Genomic DNA, 18,921 nt, shown 5'->3' on the forward strand with positions numbered 1-18,921 from the left:
ATACCCCAGCCAACGGTCAGCTCTCGACCGCGGTGACGCGAGCACGTTTGGGACGCAGGTCGCCGATTCCGGTGTCGGCGCCGCCGGCGGTGCGCTTCTTCCCAGACGGTGCCGCCGCGGCGATCGGTTCGATCAGCTCGTCCATCGTGCAGTCGAGGATGTCCAGCAGCGCCATCAGGATTTTCAGGCTCAGCCGCTCTGGGCGTTCCACGACCAGCCGGTAGACCTGGCTAGAGGACAGATGGATGCCGCGCTGCGCCAGTGGTTCGATCAGGTCGGTCGTGGCGAACAGCTCGCGCGTGGCCATCACCTGCCGCAGGTGCCAGCGGTAGTCGAGTTTGCGCGTCATTCAGCACTCCTTACCGGCGCGGAGCTGCCTGGTCGTCGAACGCTGGGTCCAGCGCCTTGCGCAGCGCGGTGTTCATGAAGTCGCCGGACACGTGAGTATAGATCGCCGTCGACGTGTCACACCGGTGCCCGACCGCCTCCTGGATGAACCGTCGATCAACGCCATCCTCGGTGAGATGTGTAACCCACGAGTGCCGAAGACTATGTGGCGTAAGAACTTTCGGTAGTCCCAGCGCGTCGCGGTAGGCGACGAAACGGGCGTTGATCTCCGCTGGACGTATCCGGCCGCCCCGTTCGGTCAGCCACATCGCCGGATGCTCTGCGCCGCCGAAACGAGGCCGGATGTTGTCGAGGTAGTCGGCGACCGCCTCCACCGCCCAACCCATCACCGACGGCACATTGCGCCGCCGCGGCGGCTGCCCGCGCACTGCCTTGCCATACCGCACATGCAACATCCCGAACCGGCCGAACTCCGGCGTCGCCGGGTTACGGCCCCAGTCAACGACATCGAGTTTTGACGTCTCGGTACGCCTTAGGCCCCACGCATACACCACCTTGAACAGCGTCGCATCCCGGTAGGCCGCCAGCGCGCCCTTGCGCCTAGCGCGCACCGCGCGCTCGACCTGCTCATCGGCGTAGTCGAGGAACCGTTGCAACTCCGCGCGGGTGAGCGGCCGCGCCTCCGGATCGCCTTCGTAGTCGTTGAGGTGGGCGATCGTGTTCCACTCATGGCAGATGGCCACCGGATGCACACCTGGACCAAACTCCCGCTCGCACACCGCGACCCAGCCGTAGCGGGCATCACACAGATACTCACTGAATAACCGCAGCTCGGTTTGGTAGCCGCGGATCGTCGACGGCGCGAGATGCGACTCAGCCATCAGCGACTGCGTCCATTCGTCGACATGTCCAGGCAGCCAACGCCACGGATACTCGTTGGTGAACGCGACGAACCGGCGCACCAACCGCTCCCGCGGCACGATGGTCTCTTCACGCAGCCCACGTGCCGTCTGCTGGGCACGCCAGCCACGCAGCATCGCCTCCAGCACGGCGTCTTGCGGGCGCAGCTGCACCACGCCCGAGACCAGCTCCAGATTTGCTGCACCCGCCAAATCAGCCCGTCCCACATCGCCTCCCACGCCCCGCCAAGAGCACACCTTAGACGCGATGATCATGCATCCAACGGGCGCACGAGGGAAGCACCGCACGTCACCCGGCGTGTCGGCTCACCGCGCCAGCACCATTGCCCCAACCGACTGAGCAGGCGACCTGGGAAAACGCTCCCGTCTGATGCAATTCCCGAGGGTTCACATACCGCATGGTCGAGCTCACCGTCCAATGCCCTAAAAGCTGTTGAATCGCAACCAGATCCACGCCACGCTCGTAGTTGTGGGTGGCGCAGGCCCGGCGCAGCGCGTGCGGGCTGAACCGCTCTGTCGCCGGCCGCCCCTCCAACTCCATCAGATACCGCAACCGATTGCGGATCGTGCCACGATGCAACGCGCCGCCGGACTCGTCGGCGAACAGCACCGGCGACTCCGGAAACTTCGGCCGCACATCGGCCAGAAACCAGCGCAACAGCACGTCCAGCCCGTCCAGCATCGGCACCCACCGCGGCCGGGGACCGGACGTGAGCGCGGCCTTACCGAACCGCACATGCAACTTGCCGAACGGTCCACGATCGAAATGCACATCCGAAATCTCCCGAGCCTGCGGCGGGCGTTGTCGCGCGACCAGCCCGTCACCTCAACGATCTGGTCCAGAATCTGCCCCCTGTTCTTCTTCGAGGCCTTCACATACGCCTTGGCGTACCTGGTGGTGATCTCGGCACGAGACGTCATCGACAACCCACATTCCATGCCTAACGACGGTCACCGTTTCGCGGGCATTCTTATGTGAGGCACCGAGGGTGTTTCGCGGGCACTTTTCGTGAGTCAAGTCGCCGATTGGTATGGCCACTACAACGGTACTATGATCACTGTGAGTAAACATCGAGGGAGGAACCGCCATGACTGTCACCCATGACCTCGCAGCGCTGTGTCAGGACACAAACACCGCGTTCGTGTTGGCGCTGTTCGTCGACCTCAACGGAAAGCCGTGCGCCAAGCTAGTTCCCGTGGCGGCGGTTGACGAACTCAGCGCCGACGGGATGGGATTCGCCGGATATGCCGTCGGCGCGATTGGCCAAACGCCGAAAGACCCCGACTTGGTCGCCATTCCCGACCCGGCGTCGTTCACCCCGATTCCGTTCGTCAAACCTGGGCTTGCGATCGTGCACTGCGACCCCCACGTGCTGGGTCGCCAGTGGCCATTTGCGCCGCGCAATATTCTCAAGGCCGTCCTGCAACAGGTCAGCGACGCTGGATTCGAAGCGTGGGTCGGCGCCGAGGTCGAGTACTTCCTGCTCAAGAAAAAACCTGACGGGACTTTGACCACAGCCGACACCGCCGACACCGCCGCACAGCCCTGTTACGACGCGCGCGCCGTAACGCGCATGTATGACCACCTGACCTCGATCAGCGACGCGATGAACTCCCTCGGCTGGGGCAACTACGCCAACGACCACGAGGACGGCAACGGGCAGTTCGAGCAGAATTTCAAGTTCGCCGACGCCCTGACCACCGCCGACCGCGTCGTCACGTTGCGCTATCTAGTGTCAGTGCTGGCCGCCGAACGCGCCATGATCGCCACATTCATGCCCAAACCGTTCGCCGACCGCACCGGCAATGGTCTGCACCTGCATCTGTCTTTGACCAGCGCGGGATCGGCGGTGTTCCCCGGCGTTGAAGACGAGCGCGGGCTCGGACTGTCAGAAGCCGCGTACGGGTTCGTGGGCGGCATCCTCGATCACGCTGCGGGACTGCAGGCGCTGATCGCCCCAACTGTCAACTCCTACAAGAGAACCGGGACGGTGTCAACGGCCTCGGGGGCGTCCTGGGCACCGCGCGCGCCAACCTACGGCGGCAATGACCGGACCCACTATGTCCGGGTGCCCGATAACCAGCGCATCGAACTGCGAGGGGGAGACGGATCGGCGAATCCCTACCTGGCCATCGCGGCAGCCCTGGGCGCCGGCATGGATGGCATCAAACGCAACACCGACCCAGGCATGATCGCTGCGCTCGACGCCGCGCGGCCAGCCTTGCCGCTGACCTTGCTGCACGCCGTCGAGCATCTCGAGTCCGACGCAGTGATGACCGGCGTCCTCGACGCGGCACTGCCCCCAGGCGACTGGGCCGAAGGCGCACGGGTTTCGGACTACTACGCCGCACTCAAGCGCGAGGAGTTCTTCGCCTGGCACTCCGCCGTCAGCCCTTGGGAGATCGACACCTACCTGACCGCTTTCTAGCAGCCGGTTTTCAAAGGACGAAGGGATCCACAACGATGTGCGGAATCATCGGGTTACACCTGCGCAACCCCGATCTCTACCCACGGCTAGGCTCCTTGCTCAGTGCGATGTTGAGCGAGATGCAGGACCGTGGCGCCGATTCTGCCGGGGTGGCCGTTTACGGCAACGCAGTTTGGTCACCGAGCGGACAGGGCTGTGTGAGCCTCATCGGCATCACCGGAAGTGCGCAGACCGCTGCGGCTGCCGTCGGCACCGAACTCGGGCAGCCCGCCGACGCCATCTTCGTCGATGACACACTGGTGTTACGCAGCGCCGCCTGTTCGCTCGCGGTGCTCGATGCCGCCCACGCCGTGTTCCCAGACGCGGTAGTCGCCGGTTTCGGTCAAGATCTCACCGTGCTCAAGGGAGTTGGGCAAGCGCGGGAACTGGTTCAGCGCTGGGGATTGGCCGCCGCGTCGGGTTGGCAGGGCGTGGGCCACACCCGCATGGCCACCGAATCGGCGGTGAACCCCTCGGGTTGCCACCCCTATGCCGTAGGGCCCGAACAGTGCCTGGTGCACAACGGGTCGTTTTCCAATCACGCCACCGTGCGCCGGGAATTACAGAGGACCGGTGTGCAATTCGATTCCGAGAACGATAGCGAGGTGGGCGCGCGTTATGTCGCCAAACAGCTCGCCGACGGCCTGGACATCGAGACTGCGCTCAAGGCGCTATGCGCGGCTTTCGACGGTTTCTACACGCTGCTGGTGTCCAATCGTGATTCTTTCGCGGTAGTACGCGACGCCATCGCTTGCAAGCCTGCGGTGATCGCCGAAACCGACGACTGGGTCGCGATGGCCAGTGAATATCGCGCGCTCGCCGACTTGCCCAATGTCGAGTGCGCTCGAGTCTGGGAACCCCAACCCGAGGTGGTGTACGCATGGACCAGATGATCACGCATTTCGATCTACGCGAGACTCCACTGCGCCAGGTGAACGCGGCGCTGCATGCGCCGAACATGTTCGGCGAGTTCGTGATCCATAACCCGGCCGGTGTGCACAACATCGCGGTCGGTCTCGATGCTCCGGTGAAAGTGACCATCGAGGGGCACGTCGGCTATTATGCGGCGGGCATGAACCAGCGGGCCGAGGTCTCCATCGTCGGCAACGCCGGCACCGGCGTTGCCGAGAACATGATGAGCGGCACCGTCTGGGTCAACGGCGATGCCTCCCAGTCGGCCGGCGCCACCGCCCATGGCGGTCTGCTGGTGATCGAGGGCAATGCCGCAGCGCGATGCGGCATTTCGATGAAAGGCGTCGACATCGTGGTGGGCGGCGACGTCGGTCACATGAGCGCCTTCATGGCCCAAGCCGGACGGCTGGTGGTGCGCGGCGATGCCGGCGAGGCACTCGGTGATTCCCTCTATGAGGCCCGGATCTATGTGCGCGGCGACATCGCATCGCTAGGCGCCGACTGTGTGGCCAAGCAGATGAACGACGAGCACCATGCCGAGTTGGCACACCTGCTCAAGGTCGCCGGATTCGACGAGGACCACACCGCCGATTACACGCGCTACGGCTCCGTTCGTTCCCTGTATCACTTCCACGTCGACAATGCGAGTGTCTACTGATGACCACATCCCGGCCCGCAACCACTAGCAGCAGCGATTCTCGTGCTCGGATGGGACTGCGTGAATCCGCCACCTTCGACCGCACCGCCATCGCGGCAATTCAGCGCGCGGCCGAGACCGGGATTTACGATATCCGCGGCGGGGGCGCCAAGCGGCCGCTTCCACACTTCGATGACCTCCTATTCCTTTCCGCGTCGATGTCGCGCTATCCACTGGAGGGCTATCGCGAGCGCTGCGGAACCGATGTGGCGCTGGGGGGCCGGCACGCCCGGCCTCTTCACCTAGCCATTCCGGTCACTATCGCCGGTATGAGCTTCGGTGCGCTATCCGCGCAGGCGAAAGAGGCCCTCGGCCGCGGTGCCAGCGAAGTTGGTACGTCGACCACTACCGGCGACGGCGGCATGACGCCGGAGGAACGAGGACACAGCAAACAGCTTGTATACCAATACCTTCCGTCGCGATACGGGATGAATCCCGACGACGTCCGCAAGGCCGACGCCATCGAGGTGGTGCTGGGGCAGGGTGCCAAACCAGGCGGCGGCGGAATGCTGTTGGGTCAAAAAATCTCCGACCGCGTCGCCGCAATGCGCACGCTGCCAGCCGGCATCGACCAACGTAGCGCCTGCCGGCATCCAGACTGGACCGGCCCCGACGACCTCACCATTAAGATCAATGAGCTGCGCGAAATCACCGACTGGGGAAAGCCTATTTACGTCAAAGTCGGCGCAACTCGCACCTACTACGACGTGAAACTGGCCGTTCATGCCGGCGCCGACGTCGTGGTGGTCGACGGTATGCAAGGCGGCACCGCAGCCACGCAGGAGGTGTTCATCGAGCACGTGGGAATCCCCACCCTGGCCGCCATCCCGCAAGCCGTGCAGGCGCTGCAGGAACTCGGGGTGCACCGTAAGGTCAACCTGATCGTCTCCGGCGGTGTACGCAACGGCGCCGACGTGGCCAAGGCGCTTGCGCTGGGCGCCGACGCCGTCGCAATCGGCACGGCTGCGCTGATCGCACTGGGAGACAATCACCCTCGCTATGCTGCTGAGTACGAGAAACTAGGTAGTGCGGCCGGTTTCTACGACGACTTCCAAGACGGTCGCGACCCAGCGGGCATCACTACACAGAACCCCGAATTGGCCGCGCGGTTGGACCCAGTCGAGGGTGGTCGGCGATTGGCCAATTATTTGCGCGTGCTGACCATGGAGGCTCAGACTATTGCGCGGGCATGTGGGAAGGCGCACGTCTGCCACCTCGAGCCCGAAGATTTGGTGGCGGTCACCATCGAAGCGGCCGCTATGGCCCGAGTGCCGCTGGCGGGCACCGATTGGATTCCCGGAAGCAGCATCGACCTATGAGCATCGAGACGGCGGAAGTAGTCATCGTCGGCGGCGGTATCGAAGGCGCCGCGGTAGCCTGGTCGTTGAGCCAACGGGGCATCGGCGACGTCGTTGTCGTCGAACGCAACACCGTCGGTTCGGGCATGACCGGAAAATCCAGCGGCATCGTGCGCTGTCACTATGGGGTCAGCTCGTTGGCGGCCATGGCGGCCATCAGTCTCGAGGTGTTTGAGAAGGCCCACGAAATCTTCGGCCACGATATCGGATTCCGGCAGATCGGCTATGTGGTCGGCGTCGGCGAGGAGAACGCGGATAACTTGCGCAAAAGCCTTGCCGCCCAGCGTGAGGTCGGCGTCCAAACCGAGGAGATCGACAAGTCCGAAGTCGCCAAACTCTGGCCATGCGCCGATCTTGGACCGTTCGGCGCATTCGGCTGGGAGGCCCGCGGCGGCTACGGCGACGCCTACCAAACCGCCCAGGCGATGATGGTGGCCGCCCGCGCCGTCGGGATACGCCTACGACAAGGCGCCACGGCGGCCCGACTGCTACTGGCCGGTGATGGCGTCTCGGGTGTGGCGTTGGCCGACGGCACCGAGATCCACGCCGACGTTGTCGTGGTGGCCGCCGGCGCATGGACGTCGCCTTTCCTGGCGCAGTACGGCATCACGGTCCCGATCGCCGTGCACCGCGCGCAGATCGTCCTGGTCGCGCCGGGGATCGCACTCGAAGCGGCACCGGTGTTCTCCGACTTGGTCTCGTTGCAGTACATCCGCCCAGAGCCTGACGGCGACATCCTCTTCGGCAACTCCGATCACGCCGAACTCGACATCGCCGACCCGGACCGGTATCTCAACCGTGCGGACGAAGCTTTTCTCGATCTGGCCGTCACCAAGATCGGTACCCGTTTCCCCGGTCTGGGCGCTGCGTCGGTCAGCGGTAGTTACGCCGGCTGCTATGACGTGACCCCTGATTGGAATCCAGTGATCTCACTCTGCGATATTGACGGGCTGATCATTGCCGCCGGTTTCAGTGGGCACGGATTTAAAATCGCCCCAGCGGTGGGAAGACTGGTCTCAGATCTCATCATCGACGGGCGCGCCAACGACCCGCGTACCCCAGAAACCGATTTCCGGCTGTCACGCTTTGCTGAAAATAAGCCGCTAAAAACCCGTTTCCCGTACGTGGGTGCCGGAGAGATGCGATGACCCCACCGCAATTCCCGCCACCCCCTAAATCTGGCTCTTCTGCTGTTTCCGTGGGTGCCCGACGGAGCGCTGGTCACGGGTTCGGTTGGGTGAACGCGGATCTGGGCCGCGCCTGCTACGGACGCACCCCTCACGCGTCAAGGGCGCTGCGCGTCGCTTCGCGATGGCCTTTGGCCACCCTTGACCCGCGAGCCTCTATGCGCCCTCCCGGCAGGCGAAAGGGCAGGTCACAGACCTGCCCTGGCCACTGGCGCGGCCCAGAGAACAAGCCTGTCCGGGCCTCGAAAGCCACCCACGGAAACGTCAGTAGATCCCTAAATCTTCGGAAATACGAATACTTGACCGTACAAACACGTGAACGGCGTCGTCGCCCGCGCTCAGTGCTACAGTTGTAGATTGGGTTCATTGATGCTCTGACCTGCGTTGATAGTGCAGGCGCGGGCGGTGGCTTGGTGTTTTCGTCGCCAGAGTGACCATGCCCAGATGGCGTCTGTGGTGGCGGTTCGGGCGAGGATGAGCTTGTCGAAGAGACGTCGAATCTCGTTGAGGGTGAACGGGATCAGACCTTGTGGGGTGGGTGTGTTGTCGCGTTCGTTGGCGCAGGTGACGGCCAGGAAGGCCATGGCGAGCATGGACAGGATCACCCAGCGTCGCCAGGAGGTCCAGGTTGACCCGCCCGGCGACTTTCGGACACCGTCTTGACTATTGTTGAGGCCGAGCCGAATTGGAGTCGCAAGTATGGAACGTCGTCGGTTCTCCGCCGGGTTCAAAGCCAGACTGGTGCGCTGCTCGCCGGACAGATCGGCAGGATTCTTGCGGACCGCCCACACGGCGTGGCGATCCCGGGTCCCGGCAGCCGCGGTGGTGCGGACGCGGACCTTGTCGAGGGCTTTGAGTTGAGCGCCCAGGCCACGACGTGAAACGGATCCAGGCAGATCAGCGCCTGCGGTGCGCGTGCTCGCAGCGCGGCGTGAATCCACTCGGCCCCATCACAGCTGACGTGGGTCAACGCTGCGCAACGTTGGGCGCCGAGCTGGTCGAAGAACCGGCCCAGGGTGTCTTGGTTTCGGCCTTCGGCTGCCCACACCAGCCTCCCGGTCGTATGGTCAATCACGCACGTCAAGTAGCGATGTCCCTTACGGTAAGCGATCTCGTCGACGCCGATGCGGGTCAGCCCGGCGAGCAGGTCGTTGGTGTCGCGTCCATCGGCGACCACCCGAGCGACGATCGCGGCGATGGTGCGCCAGGCCACCCGCAAAAACACCGCGACCACACTGATGGCGGCGTGCGCGCTCAGCCACGCGGCTGTGTCCTCAAACGCCCAGGTGTGGCGGGCGCCGGGCCGCGCCCACGGCACGTGCATCACCACCACTCCATGCTCTGGGCGCGCCGCCCGCGGCGCTGCGGCCTGCAGATAGGCCTTCGTCGTCCCCAGATCCAGGCTGCGCCAGCGTCTGATCCCGTCCCCGCCGTCATAGCCGGGGCAGCGTTTCCGGCACCGCGAGCACCGGCTGGCCTGGTTTGCTTTGGGCCGCACCGCAAACACCAGCACCTCACTGGTCACCGGCCGTTTGCCGCGCAAGGTCTCAGTCTCGATCATGACGTCGTCAATGACCATGTCCTGGCCGCTGAGGACTGTCGCGAATACCCTGGATTTGCGCAACGCCGTACACCCCTTCCGTCTTGAACCCGATTGCAGTCCAAAACGTAAGCAGGACACGGCGTTGCGCCCCAAAACCCCAGGTCACAGACCCACGACTATGGCAGAAGAGCCACCGGTAGTAGGCGAGTTCCCCGGTGGAATCATGGCGGCGCACCATAATCTATTCACAGCCGGGCAGGGTTGAGGCGATGTCGATCAGCAGCCACGAGTACCGGCGGGGCCCCTTGCTGCCGGGACCGGCCGACAGTCCCGACTTCCGCAGTTCGTAGGCATATTTCGGGGTAGCGCGGGGCGATTGTGCTGGTAGGAGGCTTGCACAGTCACCCAAACGCCGAATTCGTGTAGGCACACGAGTTCGGGCGTGTCGCTGGACGTCACCAGCGAATATGTGCTAACGGTGTAGGGATGTACCTGCGGGAGACGAAGCGACGCAACCGCGACGGGTCGACGGTGTCGTATCTGCAGCTGGCGCACAGCGAACGCCACCCGGTCACCGGGGTGCCCTCGGCGAAGGTGATCCACAACTTCGGCCGCGCCGATGCCGTGGACCGCGACGCGCTGGCCCGGCTGGTCGCCTCGATCTCGCGGTTCCTCGACCCGCGGCAGGCGATCGAAGCCGCGCACACCGGCGAGATCGAGATCCTGGACTCGCGCCGCTTCGGCGGCGCATGGCTGCTCGGCCAACTCTGGGAGCGGCTGGGCATCGGCGCTGGCAGGCCCTGCGCAGCGCAGTGTCCGCGCCGTACACCTCATCACCGGCGACCCACGACGCCGGCACGCCCGCATCCAACGCATCGGCGATCATGCGTTGCGCCAACACGGGTTTGGTGGCGAACTCGACATCGTCAGGAACCCCAGCACACACCCGCCGGGACAGATCTTCCGTCCAGGACTTCGGCAGACACAGCGGAGTGTCGATCAGTGGGTGCCCGCGGACAACCGAACGGAACGTCTTCTCGCTCGGGCAGTGGAACCGAATCCCCAACTGCGCCGTCACGTCTGCTGGAGCAGTCCGCGACCACGTGGCGAATCCCGCGTACCCGCGCATTCCGGCCGCCGTCGCCAGGATCGCGATCGCCAGCAACGCCATCAGCGAGTAGCGGCATCCACGCCGATCGCGCGGGTCCGGCGCCGACGCCAACACGTCGAGGAACGTCGAACTCACCACGTCGACACGCTCCCCGGAGCGCCAGCGATCCAGCGCCTCCGCGACGGACGGCTCGGGTGACGCTGAACGGGCAGGCACGGGCGACTCCAACCGGACGATCGAGCACAGGAAACTTAATCGTCCTCGAGAAGCCCGTGTCTGCCTCGCAGCGAAACGCCGAACTATCCAAGTCCGTCACCGCAGGTCACAGAGCCGGAAGTCAACAACGCCGAAACCCTGCCTCCAACTCGTAAAGCGGATAGCTCGCGGCTACGAGCGTAGCAATCGGGCGCGATTCGGAAGTTCCGCCGTTGCCGGGCCCCAAGCGCCGTGCGATCGTGATCTCTGCCCAAGATGCAAAGCATTTCCGGCCGATATTGGTTACTGTCAGTCGGCTGGTACCACTATGACTCACCCACCGGGCAGCACCCGCCATGTCGGCGCGCCAACCGGACTGCTGCGAGTTTCATGGACGTCGTACCGTTGCGCACATCCACGCGCCCAGATGTGAAAGAGCCTTGCTACCACGGTAGTTAGACATCGTAACTTTGTCCTGTCGCCCGTTTGCGCACGCATCGCGATGTTCCCCGTTTTCAACACCGACGACACAATTCGGCAACACGCCTAACGTTTCATACCGATAGACCAGATTTCACTACGTGAGTGTGACGCGCTAGCCGGCCGCTCACCCGACCAACCCGCAGGGGCCAAAAGACATGACCACCGCGAAGACCGTCCGCGGGCCATCAGAGTTGCGCGGCTGGCTCAGCTCGACAAAACCAGCCGCATCCTGTTGCCGGCGATCTTTCCCCGGCCGAGAGGTTAGCGAGCGCTGTGCGACGGGTCATCCTCGCCCGCAACCCGACCCATCCCACTTCTGTCAACGGGCGCCAGAACGGTAAGCCCGCTTGCAGCGAAGGCACAGCCGCTGTGATTTGAGTGGTCAACTAAGGAGGTAACAGTGTTGGATTTTGCGGCGTTGCCGCCGGAGGTTAATTCGGGGCGGATGTATGGGGGGGCGGGTTCGGAGCCGCTCATTACGGCAGCCGCGGTCTGGGATCAGGTGGCGTCGGAGTTGAGTTCGGCGGCGACCAGCTATCAGTCGGTGGTCTCTGGGCTTACGAGTGGATCGTGGTTGGGCCCGTCGTCGACTGCGATGGCGGCAGCAGCGGCCCCTTATGTGGAGTGGATAACCACCACCGCGGCGCAGGCTGAGCAAACCGCGAACCACGCCCGCTCAGCCGCGGCGGCTTATCAGGCGGCGTTTGCGGCTACGGTGCCTCCCCCGCTGATCACCGCGAATCGGACGTTATTGGCGTCCTTGGTAGCCACCAACGTACTTGGCCAGAATGGCGCTGCGATCGCGTCCACCGAGGCCCAGTATGGCGCGATGTGGGCCCAGGATGCCGCCGCAATGTATGAGTATAGCGCCGCCTCAGCGGCCGCAACCCAATTGGCCCCGTTTAGCGCACCGCCACAGACGACTAACCCGTCGGGATCGGCCAGCCAGGCCGGGGCGGTCAGTCAGGCGAGCTCAGCGGCGAGCCAGTCGGCACTTTCCCAAGTGGCCGCCCAAAGCACCAACCCGTTACAGGAGTTGGCTGACTTGTTCAATGAATTCCAAGCCACTCCGTTGGGCAGCGCCCTAAACGCACTCGGCCAAGCGGACTCGTCTAACATCGATGCTGCGGCCGGCCCCGTGTTAAATACTTCTGGTTTCTCGTTTTTTATGCAACCACTTTATGCTCTGGCGTTACCGAACATGGGAGCCGCCGGGGGGCTGGTCGCACCCGCCCCCGGGGGGCTGGCCGCAGCCGCATCGTCGGTGACTGCGGCACCAGGGGGCGCGTCGGTGTTGGCGGGTTCGTTAGGCGCCGGTGTGAGCTCGGCGGGCCTGGGTGGCGGTGAGGTGGCGGCGGGTTTGGGTCGCGCGGCGTCCGTCGGCGGGCTGTCGGTGCCGCAGGCGTGGGGTAGCGCGGCACCCGAGATCCGGCTTGCTGCAAAAACATTACCGATGGCTGGTCTGGACGCGCGGCCGGCGGCCGCGGCGGCGGGCCCGGGTGGCTGGTTCGGTGGTGTGCCGCCGATGGCAAGCGTAGTCAATGCGCCACGCACCGGCGTATCCGCCCGGTCATCCGCAAGGGGCAGGGTCGTTGCGCACCTTCCTGGTGAGGGGAGCGGTGTGTCGGCGGCGACCGGTAGTCGTGAACCAATACCGGATTGGCGGGCCGTTGAGGTCGAATGCGCGATCAGTGACCACGACCGCGACGACCTCAACCGGCTGCGTGATGAGTTGGCCGACTTGGTCATGGAACGTGACGCGGCGGCCCGGCTGATCAAGGAGGCGATCCGGCCATGATTGTGATGGACTTTGCGGCGTTGCCGCCGGAGATCAATTCCGGACGGATGTATGCAGGAGCCGGTGCGGCACCGCTGATGGCGGCCGCCTCGGCCTGGGACGGGGTGGCTTCGGAGTTGAGTTCGGCGGCGAGTTCGTACCGGTCGGTGGTCTCGGGGCTCACGAGCGGATCGTGGCTGGGCCCGTCATCGATGTCGATGGCCGCGGCGGCAGCTTCCTACACGGCGTGGATGAGCGCTACCGCCGCGCAGGCTGAACAGACGGCCAACCAAGCCCGCTCGGCAGCGGCAGCCTACGAGGAGGCGTTCACTGCGACCGTGCCGCCAGCGGTGGTGGCGGCTAACCGGGCCACGCTGGCAGCGTTGGTGGCCACCAACATTCTTGGCCAAAACACCGCCGCGATCATGGCGAATGAGGCGCAATACGCGGAGATGTGGGCCCAAGATGCCGGCGTGATGTACGGCTACAGCGCCGCCTCAACGGCCGCAGCTCAATTGATCCCGTTCAACGCGGCGCCGCAGACCACCAACGAGCCCGCGTCGACCAGCCAGGCCGCCGCAGCCAGCCTAGGGACAGCGGCTAACTCTGGCCAAAGCCTCGGGTCAGCCAACGGGCCATTTGGCTGGCTAATCAACGCTTTAAACAGTCCCTGGGTCACGGGCTATGAAGCTCTGACCTCGACCGATCTTATTAGTACCCTTACGGGCCTAGATGGGAACATCAACGACATGGCAACTGGTCTCTGGTTCATCGTGGACCCGGCGACAGATTCGGCGTTTATCCCGCTTATCATGATGATCCAAGCGACGGTTACCGCGCATCTCGGCGGGGGGCTGACCGGGGGGCTGACAGGCTCGGCGACGGCTACCTCAGGGCTAGCAGGCTCGTACGGCTCCGGTGCGGGTCCGATGGCTCTTGTGGGGGCCGATACGTCGGCCAGTCTAGGTCGGGCCGCGTCCGTCGGCGGGCTCTCGGTGCCCCAATCGTGGGGTAGCGCCGCGCCGGAAATTCGGCTTGCCGCTAACAGTTTACCCCTGTCGGCTCTCGACGCAACGCCGCCAGTGGCAGCTTTGCCGGGCGGCCTCCAAGGCGGCACGCCCATGGTGGGTCCGATCGGCAGTGTGGTTAACGCACCGCGAAGCGGCGAGAACCATAACCGGCCCCGTTCCTGCGCGGAAGGGATCGCGCAGACCGCTAACAAAGACGGCGGTCAGGAAGGCACGCGCGCACGCTGGGTGGGCTTCGACGAATACACCGAGACCGGGCGCCCATTAAGTGAACATGAAAAGTTACGCAAGGCCATTGCCACGGTGGCCAAGGAACGCGATCTGCTCAAACGCTCAGCCTCCCTGCTGATCAAGGAAGCCCTACAGTAACTGGTCAGGTTATGCGGGCAGCCAGGGTCGGCCCTCTGCGAGCATGACGAGGGCGTCGAAGGATGGCCGGCCGTTTTTGGCGGCGGTGGATAGGTAGCTCCGGGCGGCGCAGAACTGTTTGGCGCCGGTGAGGGTGCGTAGGCAGCCGGATACTTTCTGGCGGACTTTGATCATCCGGATGTCGCGTTCGGATCCGTTGTTGTCCGGAGGTATTCGCCAGTCGGTGGTGAATCGCAGGTAGTCGTCTTGTCGGTCGATGAGCCTGCGGGCGAGCGCGTTGTGTTTCTTCATCAGCTTGTCCGAGCGGGTGGCGGTCTGGCTGAGTCCGGTCTGGGTGCTGCAGCGGTAACGATGCACTTGTTGGGTCAGCGCATCCTCATCGAGGGTGTCGACGCCGGCGGCGAGGGCTTCGGTGACCAGTCGCCGCCCGTCCGCCAAACCGCTCCACGAAGACTTCAGGTGGGGCCAATTCGCGTCGTCACGGTGGGGCCACTTCAAGTTGACATAGCCACAGAGCTGATGGGCGGCATCGGTGTAGGTGTCATAGGGCGCCCATGCGTCATGGGGCGGGCTGACCGCGCTCACTGAAATTCCCCACTGACGCTCATCGAAATTCCCCACCCGCGTGGCTCCGCCGATGAGGGCGGGCCTCCCTCGATGCTGCTGGTGTCTGAAGTCTGCAGCACCTGTCGAAGGAGGCCCGCTTTCTCATGCTCACATGGGAAGACGATGTGGAAGTACACGCTTTGCGTAAACGTGGTTGGTCGATCTCGGCGATCGCCCGTCACGCTGGCCGGGACCGTAAGACCATCCGGGGCTATTTGTCCGGGGAGCGAACGCCTGGGGTGCGGGCGCGACCGTCACCGGATGGGTTCGGCCCGTTCATCGATTATGTGACCGCCCGGTTGGGTGAGGACCCGCACTTGTGGGCCCGCACCCTGTGCGACGAGTTGGAGGAGCTCGGGTTCGCTCTGTCGTATCAGAGCCTGACTCGCAATATCCGCGACCTCGGTCTGCGCCCAGACTGCGCGGTCTGCCGGGGCGCGACGGAGCGGCCGAACGCGATCATCGCGCATGAGCCGGGTGATGAAACACAGTGGGACTGGCTTGATTTGCCGAATCCACCGCAGTCGTGGGGGTGGGGTCGCACCGCGCATTTGCTGGTCGGGTCGCTGGCGCATTCGGCCAAGTGGCGCGGCTGGCTGTCGCCGCGCACCCAGCAGCCGCATCTGGTGGAAGGCCTGGACCTGGTGACGCGCGCCCTGGGCGGGGTGACCCGGACCTGGCGGTTTGACCGGATGGCCACGGTGTGCGACCCCGCGACGGGCCGGATCACCGCCTCGTTTGCCGGGGTGGCCAAGCACTACGGGGTCTCGGTCGCCATCTGCCCGCCGCGGCGCGGCAACCGCAAGGGCGTGGTGGAGAAAGCGAATCTCACTGCGGCGCAACGTTGGTGGCGCACCATGGCCGATGAGGTCACACCCGGGCAGGTCCAAGCCGACCTCGACCGGTTTTGCAGCACACGTGCTGACACCCGGATGCGGGCGACCCCTGATGGTAAATCCACGGTCGCCGCGGTCGCCGAGCGCGAGCCGCTGGCTGCGGTGCCGGTCACACCGTATCCGGTGATCATCGCCGAGCAGCGCACCGCGTCGCGCCAGGCGCTGGTGTCCTACCGCGGTAACCGCTACTCGGTGCCCCCGGAGCTGGCCATGGCGCAGGTCACGGTCACCCATCCACTGGGTGGGGAGTTCATCGACATCGCCGCCAGCAGCGGGATCGTTGTGGCCCGGCATCGGCGCTTGGCCGACGGGCTCGGCGCCACGGTGCGTGATGGCGGGCACGTGATCGCGTTGGATGCCGCGGCGATGGCCACCGCCAACACCGGGCGTCCGCACCGGCGTAAGGAACGCATCCCACCGGGAGCCGCCGCCCTTGCCGCCGCCGCCGAACTCCGCAAACGCATCGACGTCGGCGGTGTCACCGATGTCGCCGAATCAGCAACCACGACAACCACTTCCACTGTCATCGATCTGTCCGTCTACGAGCGGGCCGCACAGCAAAGGAGCACCCTGAAATGACCGCCACCGACAACGTCAACACTTCACTGACGATGCCTGCCAGCGCCGAGGCCGCCAGCCGCTATCAGCGGCTACGCGGGCATTTGGCCGCGCTGGAACTGCACGCCGCCGCCGAAGCTCTGCCCGCGGTGCTCGATCAGGCCGCCGCCGAGCAGCTGTCGCTCACCGCGGCACTGGAGCGGCTGCTGGCCATCGAGGTCGACGCCGACACCGCCCGCCGGTTGGCCGGGCGGCTGCGCTTCGCCAGCCTGCCCACCCCCGCCACCTTGGAGGGCTTCGACGTTGATGCCGCCGCCGGGGTGGACCGCAAGCTCATCGACGAGCTGGCCGCCTGCCGCTACCTGGAATCAGCCACCAACATTTTGCTGGTCGGCCCGCCCGGGACAGGCAAGACCCACCTGGCAGTGGGACTGGCCCGCGCCGCCGTACACGCCGGCTACCGCACCTACTTCACCGCCGCCGCCGATTTGGCCGCGCGCTGTCACCGCGCCGCGATCGAGGGACGCTGGGCCGCCGCCATGCGTTTCTACAACGGGCCGAGCTTGCTGGCCATCGACGAACTCGGCTATCTGCCGCTGCCCAACGAGGCCGCCTCCGCGTTGTTTCAGGTTGTCTCGCAACGATATTTGAAATCCTCGATCGTGTTCACGACCAACAGGCCGGTAGGGTCGTGGGGAGAAATCCTGGGCGATACCACCGTCGCGGCCGCCCTGTTGGATCGGGTGTTGCACCGCTGCGTGGTGCTCACCCTCGACGGCGAGTCCTACCGGCTGCGTGACCATCACGCCGCCGCGCAAACCCTGCGCAGAGCAACCACCGCAACCAGCCGATGAAGACCAACACCAACACCAAACCCCTCTCCGAGGAGAGATAAGAATGAATATCCAACCCACACAAGAGATTCCGAATGCCAGTCACCAGCCCGGCCCCGACCGAACCGCTATACCGATCAACGCCGCACAGCTCTGCGACATCGCCGAGCTGCTCACCATCCTCGACGGGTTCCTGCGCCACGCCGACGGCATCGCCAACCGCCTGGCCGACTACCTGCACGCCACCGGACGCGACCGCCCCCAACTCCCCGACGGGACCGCCTACAACGCCAACCTGCTCATCGACCAGGTCAGCTTCACCGCCCACAACCTGCGCGCCCATCGCCGAAAACCGCTACAGTAACCGCAGCCCGCAGGTGGGGAATTTCAACGAGCACCCCTGGGGAGTTTCAGTGAGCGCCATCACAGTGTGCGCGTCGACAACGTTCACCCGTTCCTGGTGGGCGGATCACCGCGAACGGTGGTCGCGCACAACGGCATCTTGCCCAAGGGGGCGCATCCGGTGGCCGGGGACGACCGGTCAGACACCCGCAAGTTCGCCGAGGAAATCTTGCCGCGCCAGTACCGCAGGCTGGACCGGGCCGGGGTGCGGCGAGCGTTGTCGCAGTGGTGCGGGCTCGGCAACAAACTGGTCATCCTGACGGTGGACCCGCGCTACCGGAATCATGTCTACATCGTCAACGAGGACGCCGGTCAATGGGACGCCGCGACCGGGATTTGGCACAGCAACGACGATTACGTCCATTACCCGAACTGGTCGCGGCTCGGAGCATCATCGGCACGGGCCGATGCACGGGTGGGATGCGGTGACGTGTGCGCGGTCTGCGGCGACGGCCTGGCCGCCGCGCACGGGTACTGCGACTCGTGCCGGTCGTGCCAGGACTGCTGGGAGGACGCCGGGGCGTGTATGTGCTGGAATCGCAGCGCGATGCTGTCGGACGACTATTGGCAGTCGGTGCGGCGTTGAGATAGCCGCTGTGCTGCCGGGGGTCGGGGTGCCGTTTGGGCGCCCGGCCCCCGGCTGGCCGAGGTCACCACTGTCACCCCACCCCGTCCATTACAGGGGTGGGGTGACAGTGGGTCAGATTGGGGGATCGCGGTGTTCTGATGAGGGCGGCCAGATCGCCGACGCGGTGATCGATCATATCCGCACCGTGCCCCCGGCCTGCGGGCGCCGCCGTGTGTGGCGGCAGGCCGGGGGCGGCGCGCAGCGCCGGAATCGGTTACGTGTGGAATCATAGTGGGGTGCAGTATAATTCGGTATATCGGTGCAGTATTGAGAGTTGTAGGGTGGCAGGCAAGGCGATTCGGGAGTGCCGCGTGAGGCGGTAGCGCAACCGCGAAAGCAGGTGCAGCGTAACATAAAACATGCTATGGTGAGTGAAAGCAATTGGTAGACAACAAGAATAAGAGCAGCAATCGTGAGTATTACAAATTGCAGCCGTAGCGGAGCGCGGCGTAACATGTCACTTATTGGAATCGCGAAAGCGATTCAGCCACAACGGATAAAAGAGCCAACCACAGCGCCGCGCCAGCGGCGCAAACACCAAACACATTGCGGTGCAAATGAATACAAGACAACCGCGAAAGCGGGTGGCGGACAACAGGACT

The 18,921-nt window shown here is 64.9% G+C and carries 16 protein-coding genes and 4 pseudogenes; 12 read left to right on the forward strand and 8 right to left on the reverse strand.

Features of this window, described 5'->3' with window-relative positions; genetic code table 11:
* Positions 1 to 16: 16 nt before the first annotated feature.
* From M5I08_RS25990 to M5I08_RS26000, 3 genes and pseudogenes are all read right to left on the reverse strand, one after another.
* A complete protein-coding gene (locus M5I08_RS25990) occupies positions 17 to 349 on the reverse strand; it encodes a helix-turn-helix domain-containing protein (protein WP_219069776.1) in 333 nt (110 codons plus the stop codon).
* Between the two features lie 10 nt (positions 350 to 359).
* The gene (locus tag M5I08_RS25995) at positions 360 to 1,523 is read right to left on the reverse strand and encodes a site-specific integrase (protein WP_370328680.1); all 1,164 of its coding nucleotides are present in this window, start codon (positions 1,521 to 1,523) and stop codon (positions 360 to 362) included.
* 34 nt (positions 1,524 to 1,557) lie between these two features.
* Positions 1,558 to 2,052 (reverse strand): annotated as a pseudogene (locus M5I08_RS26000) (tyrosine-type recombinase/integrase); the annotation flags it as partial.
* A gap of 304 nt (positions 2,053 to 2,356) precedes the next feature.
* Here M5I08_RS26000 and glnT point away from each other — a divergent pair.
* From glnT to M5I08_RS26025, 5 genes are read left to right on the forward strand one after another with little or no spacing between them, the layout of a single operon-like run.
* On the forward strand, positions 2,357 to 3,697 hold the full coding sequence (gene glnT, locus M5I08_RS26005) for a type III glutamate--ammonia ligase (protein WP_219069774.1): 1,341 nt from the start codon (positions 2,357 to 2,359) through the stop codon (positions 3,695 to 3,697).
* Positions 3,698 to 3,732: 35 nt separating this feature from the next.
* Positions 3,733 to 4,629 carry a class II glutamine amidotransferase domain-containing protein gene (locus M5I08_RS26010; protein ID WP_219069772.1) on the forward strand — a complete coding sequence of 299 codons (897 nt, stop codon included), beginning with the start codon at positions 3,733 to 3,735 and terminating at the stop codon, positions 4,627 to 4,629.
* On the forward strand, positions 4,617 to 5,306 hold the full coding sequence (locus M5I08_RS26015) for a GltB/FmdC/FwdC-like GXGXG domain-containing protein (RefSeq protein WP_219069770.1): 690 nt from the start codon (positions 4,617 to 4,619) through the stop codon (positions 5,304 to 5,306). Before M5I08_RS26010 ends, M5I08_RS26015 begins: the two co-directional genes overlap by 13 nt.
* A gap of 50 nt (positions 5,307 to 5,356) precedes the next feature.
* The gene (locus M5I08_RS26020; RefSeq protein WP_249763534.1) at positions 5,357 to 6,664 is read left to right on the forward strand and encodes an FMN-binding glutamate synthase family protein; all 1,308 of its coding nucleotides are present in this window, start codon (positions 5,357 to 5,359) and stop codon (positions 6,662 to 6,664) included.
* Positions 6,661 to 7,851: an NAD(P)/FAD-dependent oxidoreductase gene (locus tag M5I08_RS26025; RefSeq protein ID WP_219069766.1), complete on the forward strand. Its 1,191-nt coding sequence runs from the start codon at positions 6,661 to 6,663 to the stop codon at positions 7,849 to 7,851. Before M5I08_RS26020 ends, M5I08_RS26025 begins: the two co-directional genes overlap by 4 nt.
* A 383-nt stretch (positions 7,852 to 8,234) precedes the next feature.
* Here M5I08_RS26025 and M5I08_RS26030 read toward each other — a convergent pair whose 3' ends face one another.
* Both M5I08_RS26030 and M5I08_RS26035 read right to left on the reverse strand, forming a co-directional pair.
* Positions 8,235 to 8,495 carry a hypothetical protein gene (locus M5I08_RS26030; RefSeq protein WP_219069790.1) on the reverse strand — a complete coding sequence of 87 codons (261 nt, stop codon included), beginning with the start codon at positions 8,493 to 8,495 and terminating at the stop codon, positions 8,235 to 8,237.
* Between the two features lie 122 nt (positions 8,496 to 8,617).
* Positions 8,618 to 9,514, reverse strand: a complete 897-nt coding sequence (locus M5I08_RS26035) for a transposase (RefSeq protein ID WP_219069764.1) — start codon at positions 9,512 to 9,514, stop codon at positions 8,618 to 8,620.
* 405 nt (positions 9,515 to 9,919) lie between these two features.
* Here M5I08_RS26035 and M5I08_RS27405 point away from each other — a divergent pair.
* Positions 9,920 to 10,243, forward strand: a pseudogene (locus M5I08_RS27405) (IS1634 family transposase N-terminal domain-related protein); the annotation flags it as partial.
* On the opposite strand, the pseudogene M5I08_RS26045 reads toward M5I08_RS27405, so the two are convergent.
* Both M5I08_RS26045 and M5I08_RS27410 read right to left on the reverse strand, forming a co-directional pair.
* A pseudogene (locus tag M5I08_RS26045) lies at positions 10,185 to 10,445 on the reverse strand (transposase); the annotation flags it as partial. The pseudogenes M5I08_RS27405 and M5I08_RS26045 overlap by 59 nt on opposite strands.
* 3 nt (positions 10,446 to 10,448) lie before the next feature.
* Positions 10,449 to 10,760, reverse strand: a pseudogene (locus M5I08_RS27410) (transposase family protein); the annotation flags it as partial.
* Between the two features lie 865 nt (positions 10,761 to 11,625).
* Here M5I08_RS27410 and M5I08_RS26055 point away from each other — a divergent pair.
* Positions 11,626 to 13,020, forward strand: a complete 1,395-nt coding sequence (locus tag M5I08_RS26055) for a PPE family protein (RefSeq protein WP_219070614.1) — start codon at positions 11,626 to 11,628, stop codon at positions 13,018 to 13,020.
* Positions 13,021 to 13,025: 5 nt separating this feature from the next.
* A complete protein-coding gene (locus M5I08_RS26060; RefSeq protein WP_440271485.1) occupies positions 13,026 to 14,396 on the forward strand; it encodes a PPE family protein in 1,371 nt (456 codons plus the stop codon).
* A gap of 9 nt (positions 14,397 to 14,405) precedes the next feature.
* On the opposite strand, the gene M5I08_RS26065 is transcribed toward M5I08_RS26060, so the two are convergent.
* Positions 14,406 to 15,017, reverse strand: a complete 612-nt coding sequence (locus M5I08_RS26065) for an IS66 family transposase (RefSeq protein WP_219070610.1) — start codon at positions 15,015 to 15,017, stop codon at positions 14,406 to 14,408.
* Between the two features lie 89 nt (positions 15,018 to 15,106).
* Between M5I08_RS26065 and M5I08_RS26070 the strand changes: the two genes are divergently transcribed.
* From M5I08_RS26070 to M5I08_RS26085, 4 genes are all read left to right on the forward strand, one after another.
* Entirely contained in the window at positions 15,107 to 16,477 is a 1,371-nt protein-coding gene (locus M5I08_RS26070; RefSeq protein ID WP_219070608.1) for a Mu transposase domain-containing protein, read from the forward strand.
* Positions 16,474 to 17,310 (forward strand): IS21-like element helper ATPase IstB, encoded by an 837-nt coding sequence (gene istB, locus M5I08_RS26075; RefSeq protein ID WP_219070606.1) that lies wholly within the window; start codon positions 16,474 to 16,476, stop codon positions 17,308 to 17,310. Before M5I08_RS26070 ends, istB begins: the two co-directional genes overlap by 4 nt.
* Before the next feature lie 43 nt (positions 17,311 to 17,353).
* The gene (locus tag M5I08_RS26080) at positions 17,354 to 17,653 is read left to right on the forward strand and encodes a hypothetical protein (protein WP_219070604.1); all 300 of its coding nucleotides are present in this window, start codon (positions 17,354 to 17,356) and stop codon (positions 17,651 to 17,653) included.
* A gap of 66 nt (positions 17,654 to 17,719) precedes the next feature.
* Positions 17,720 to 18,277, forward strand: coding sequence for a hypothetical protein (locus M5I08_RS26085; protein WP_219070602.1), 558 nt, complete (start codon positions 17,720 to 17,722; stop codon positions 18,275 to 18,277).
* Positions 18,278 to 18,921: the final 644 nt, after the last annotated feature.

This window comes from Candidatus Mycobacterium methanotrophicum (assembly GCF_023515995.1).
GTDB lineage: Bacteria > Actinomycetota > Actinomycetes > Mycobacteriales > Mycobacteriaceae > Mycobacterium > Mycobacterium methanotrophicum.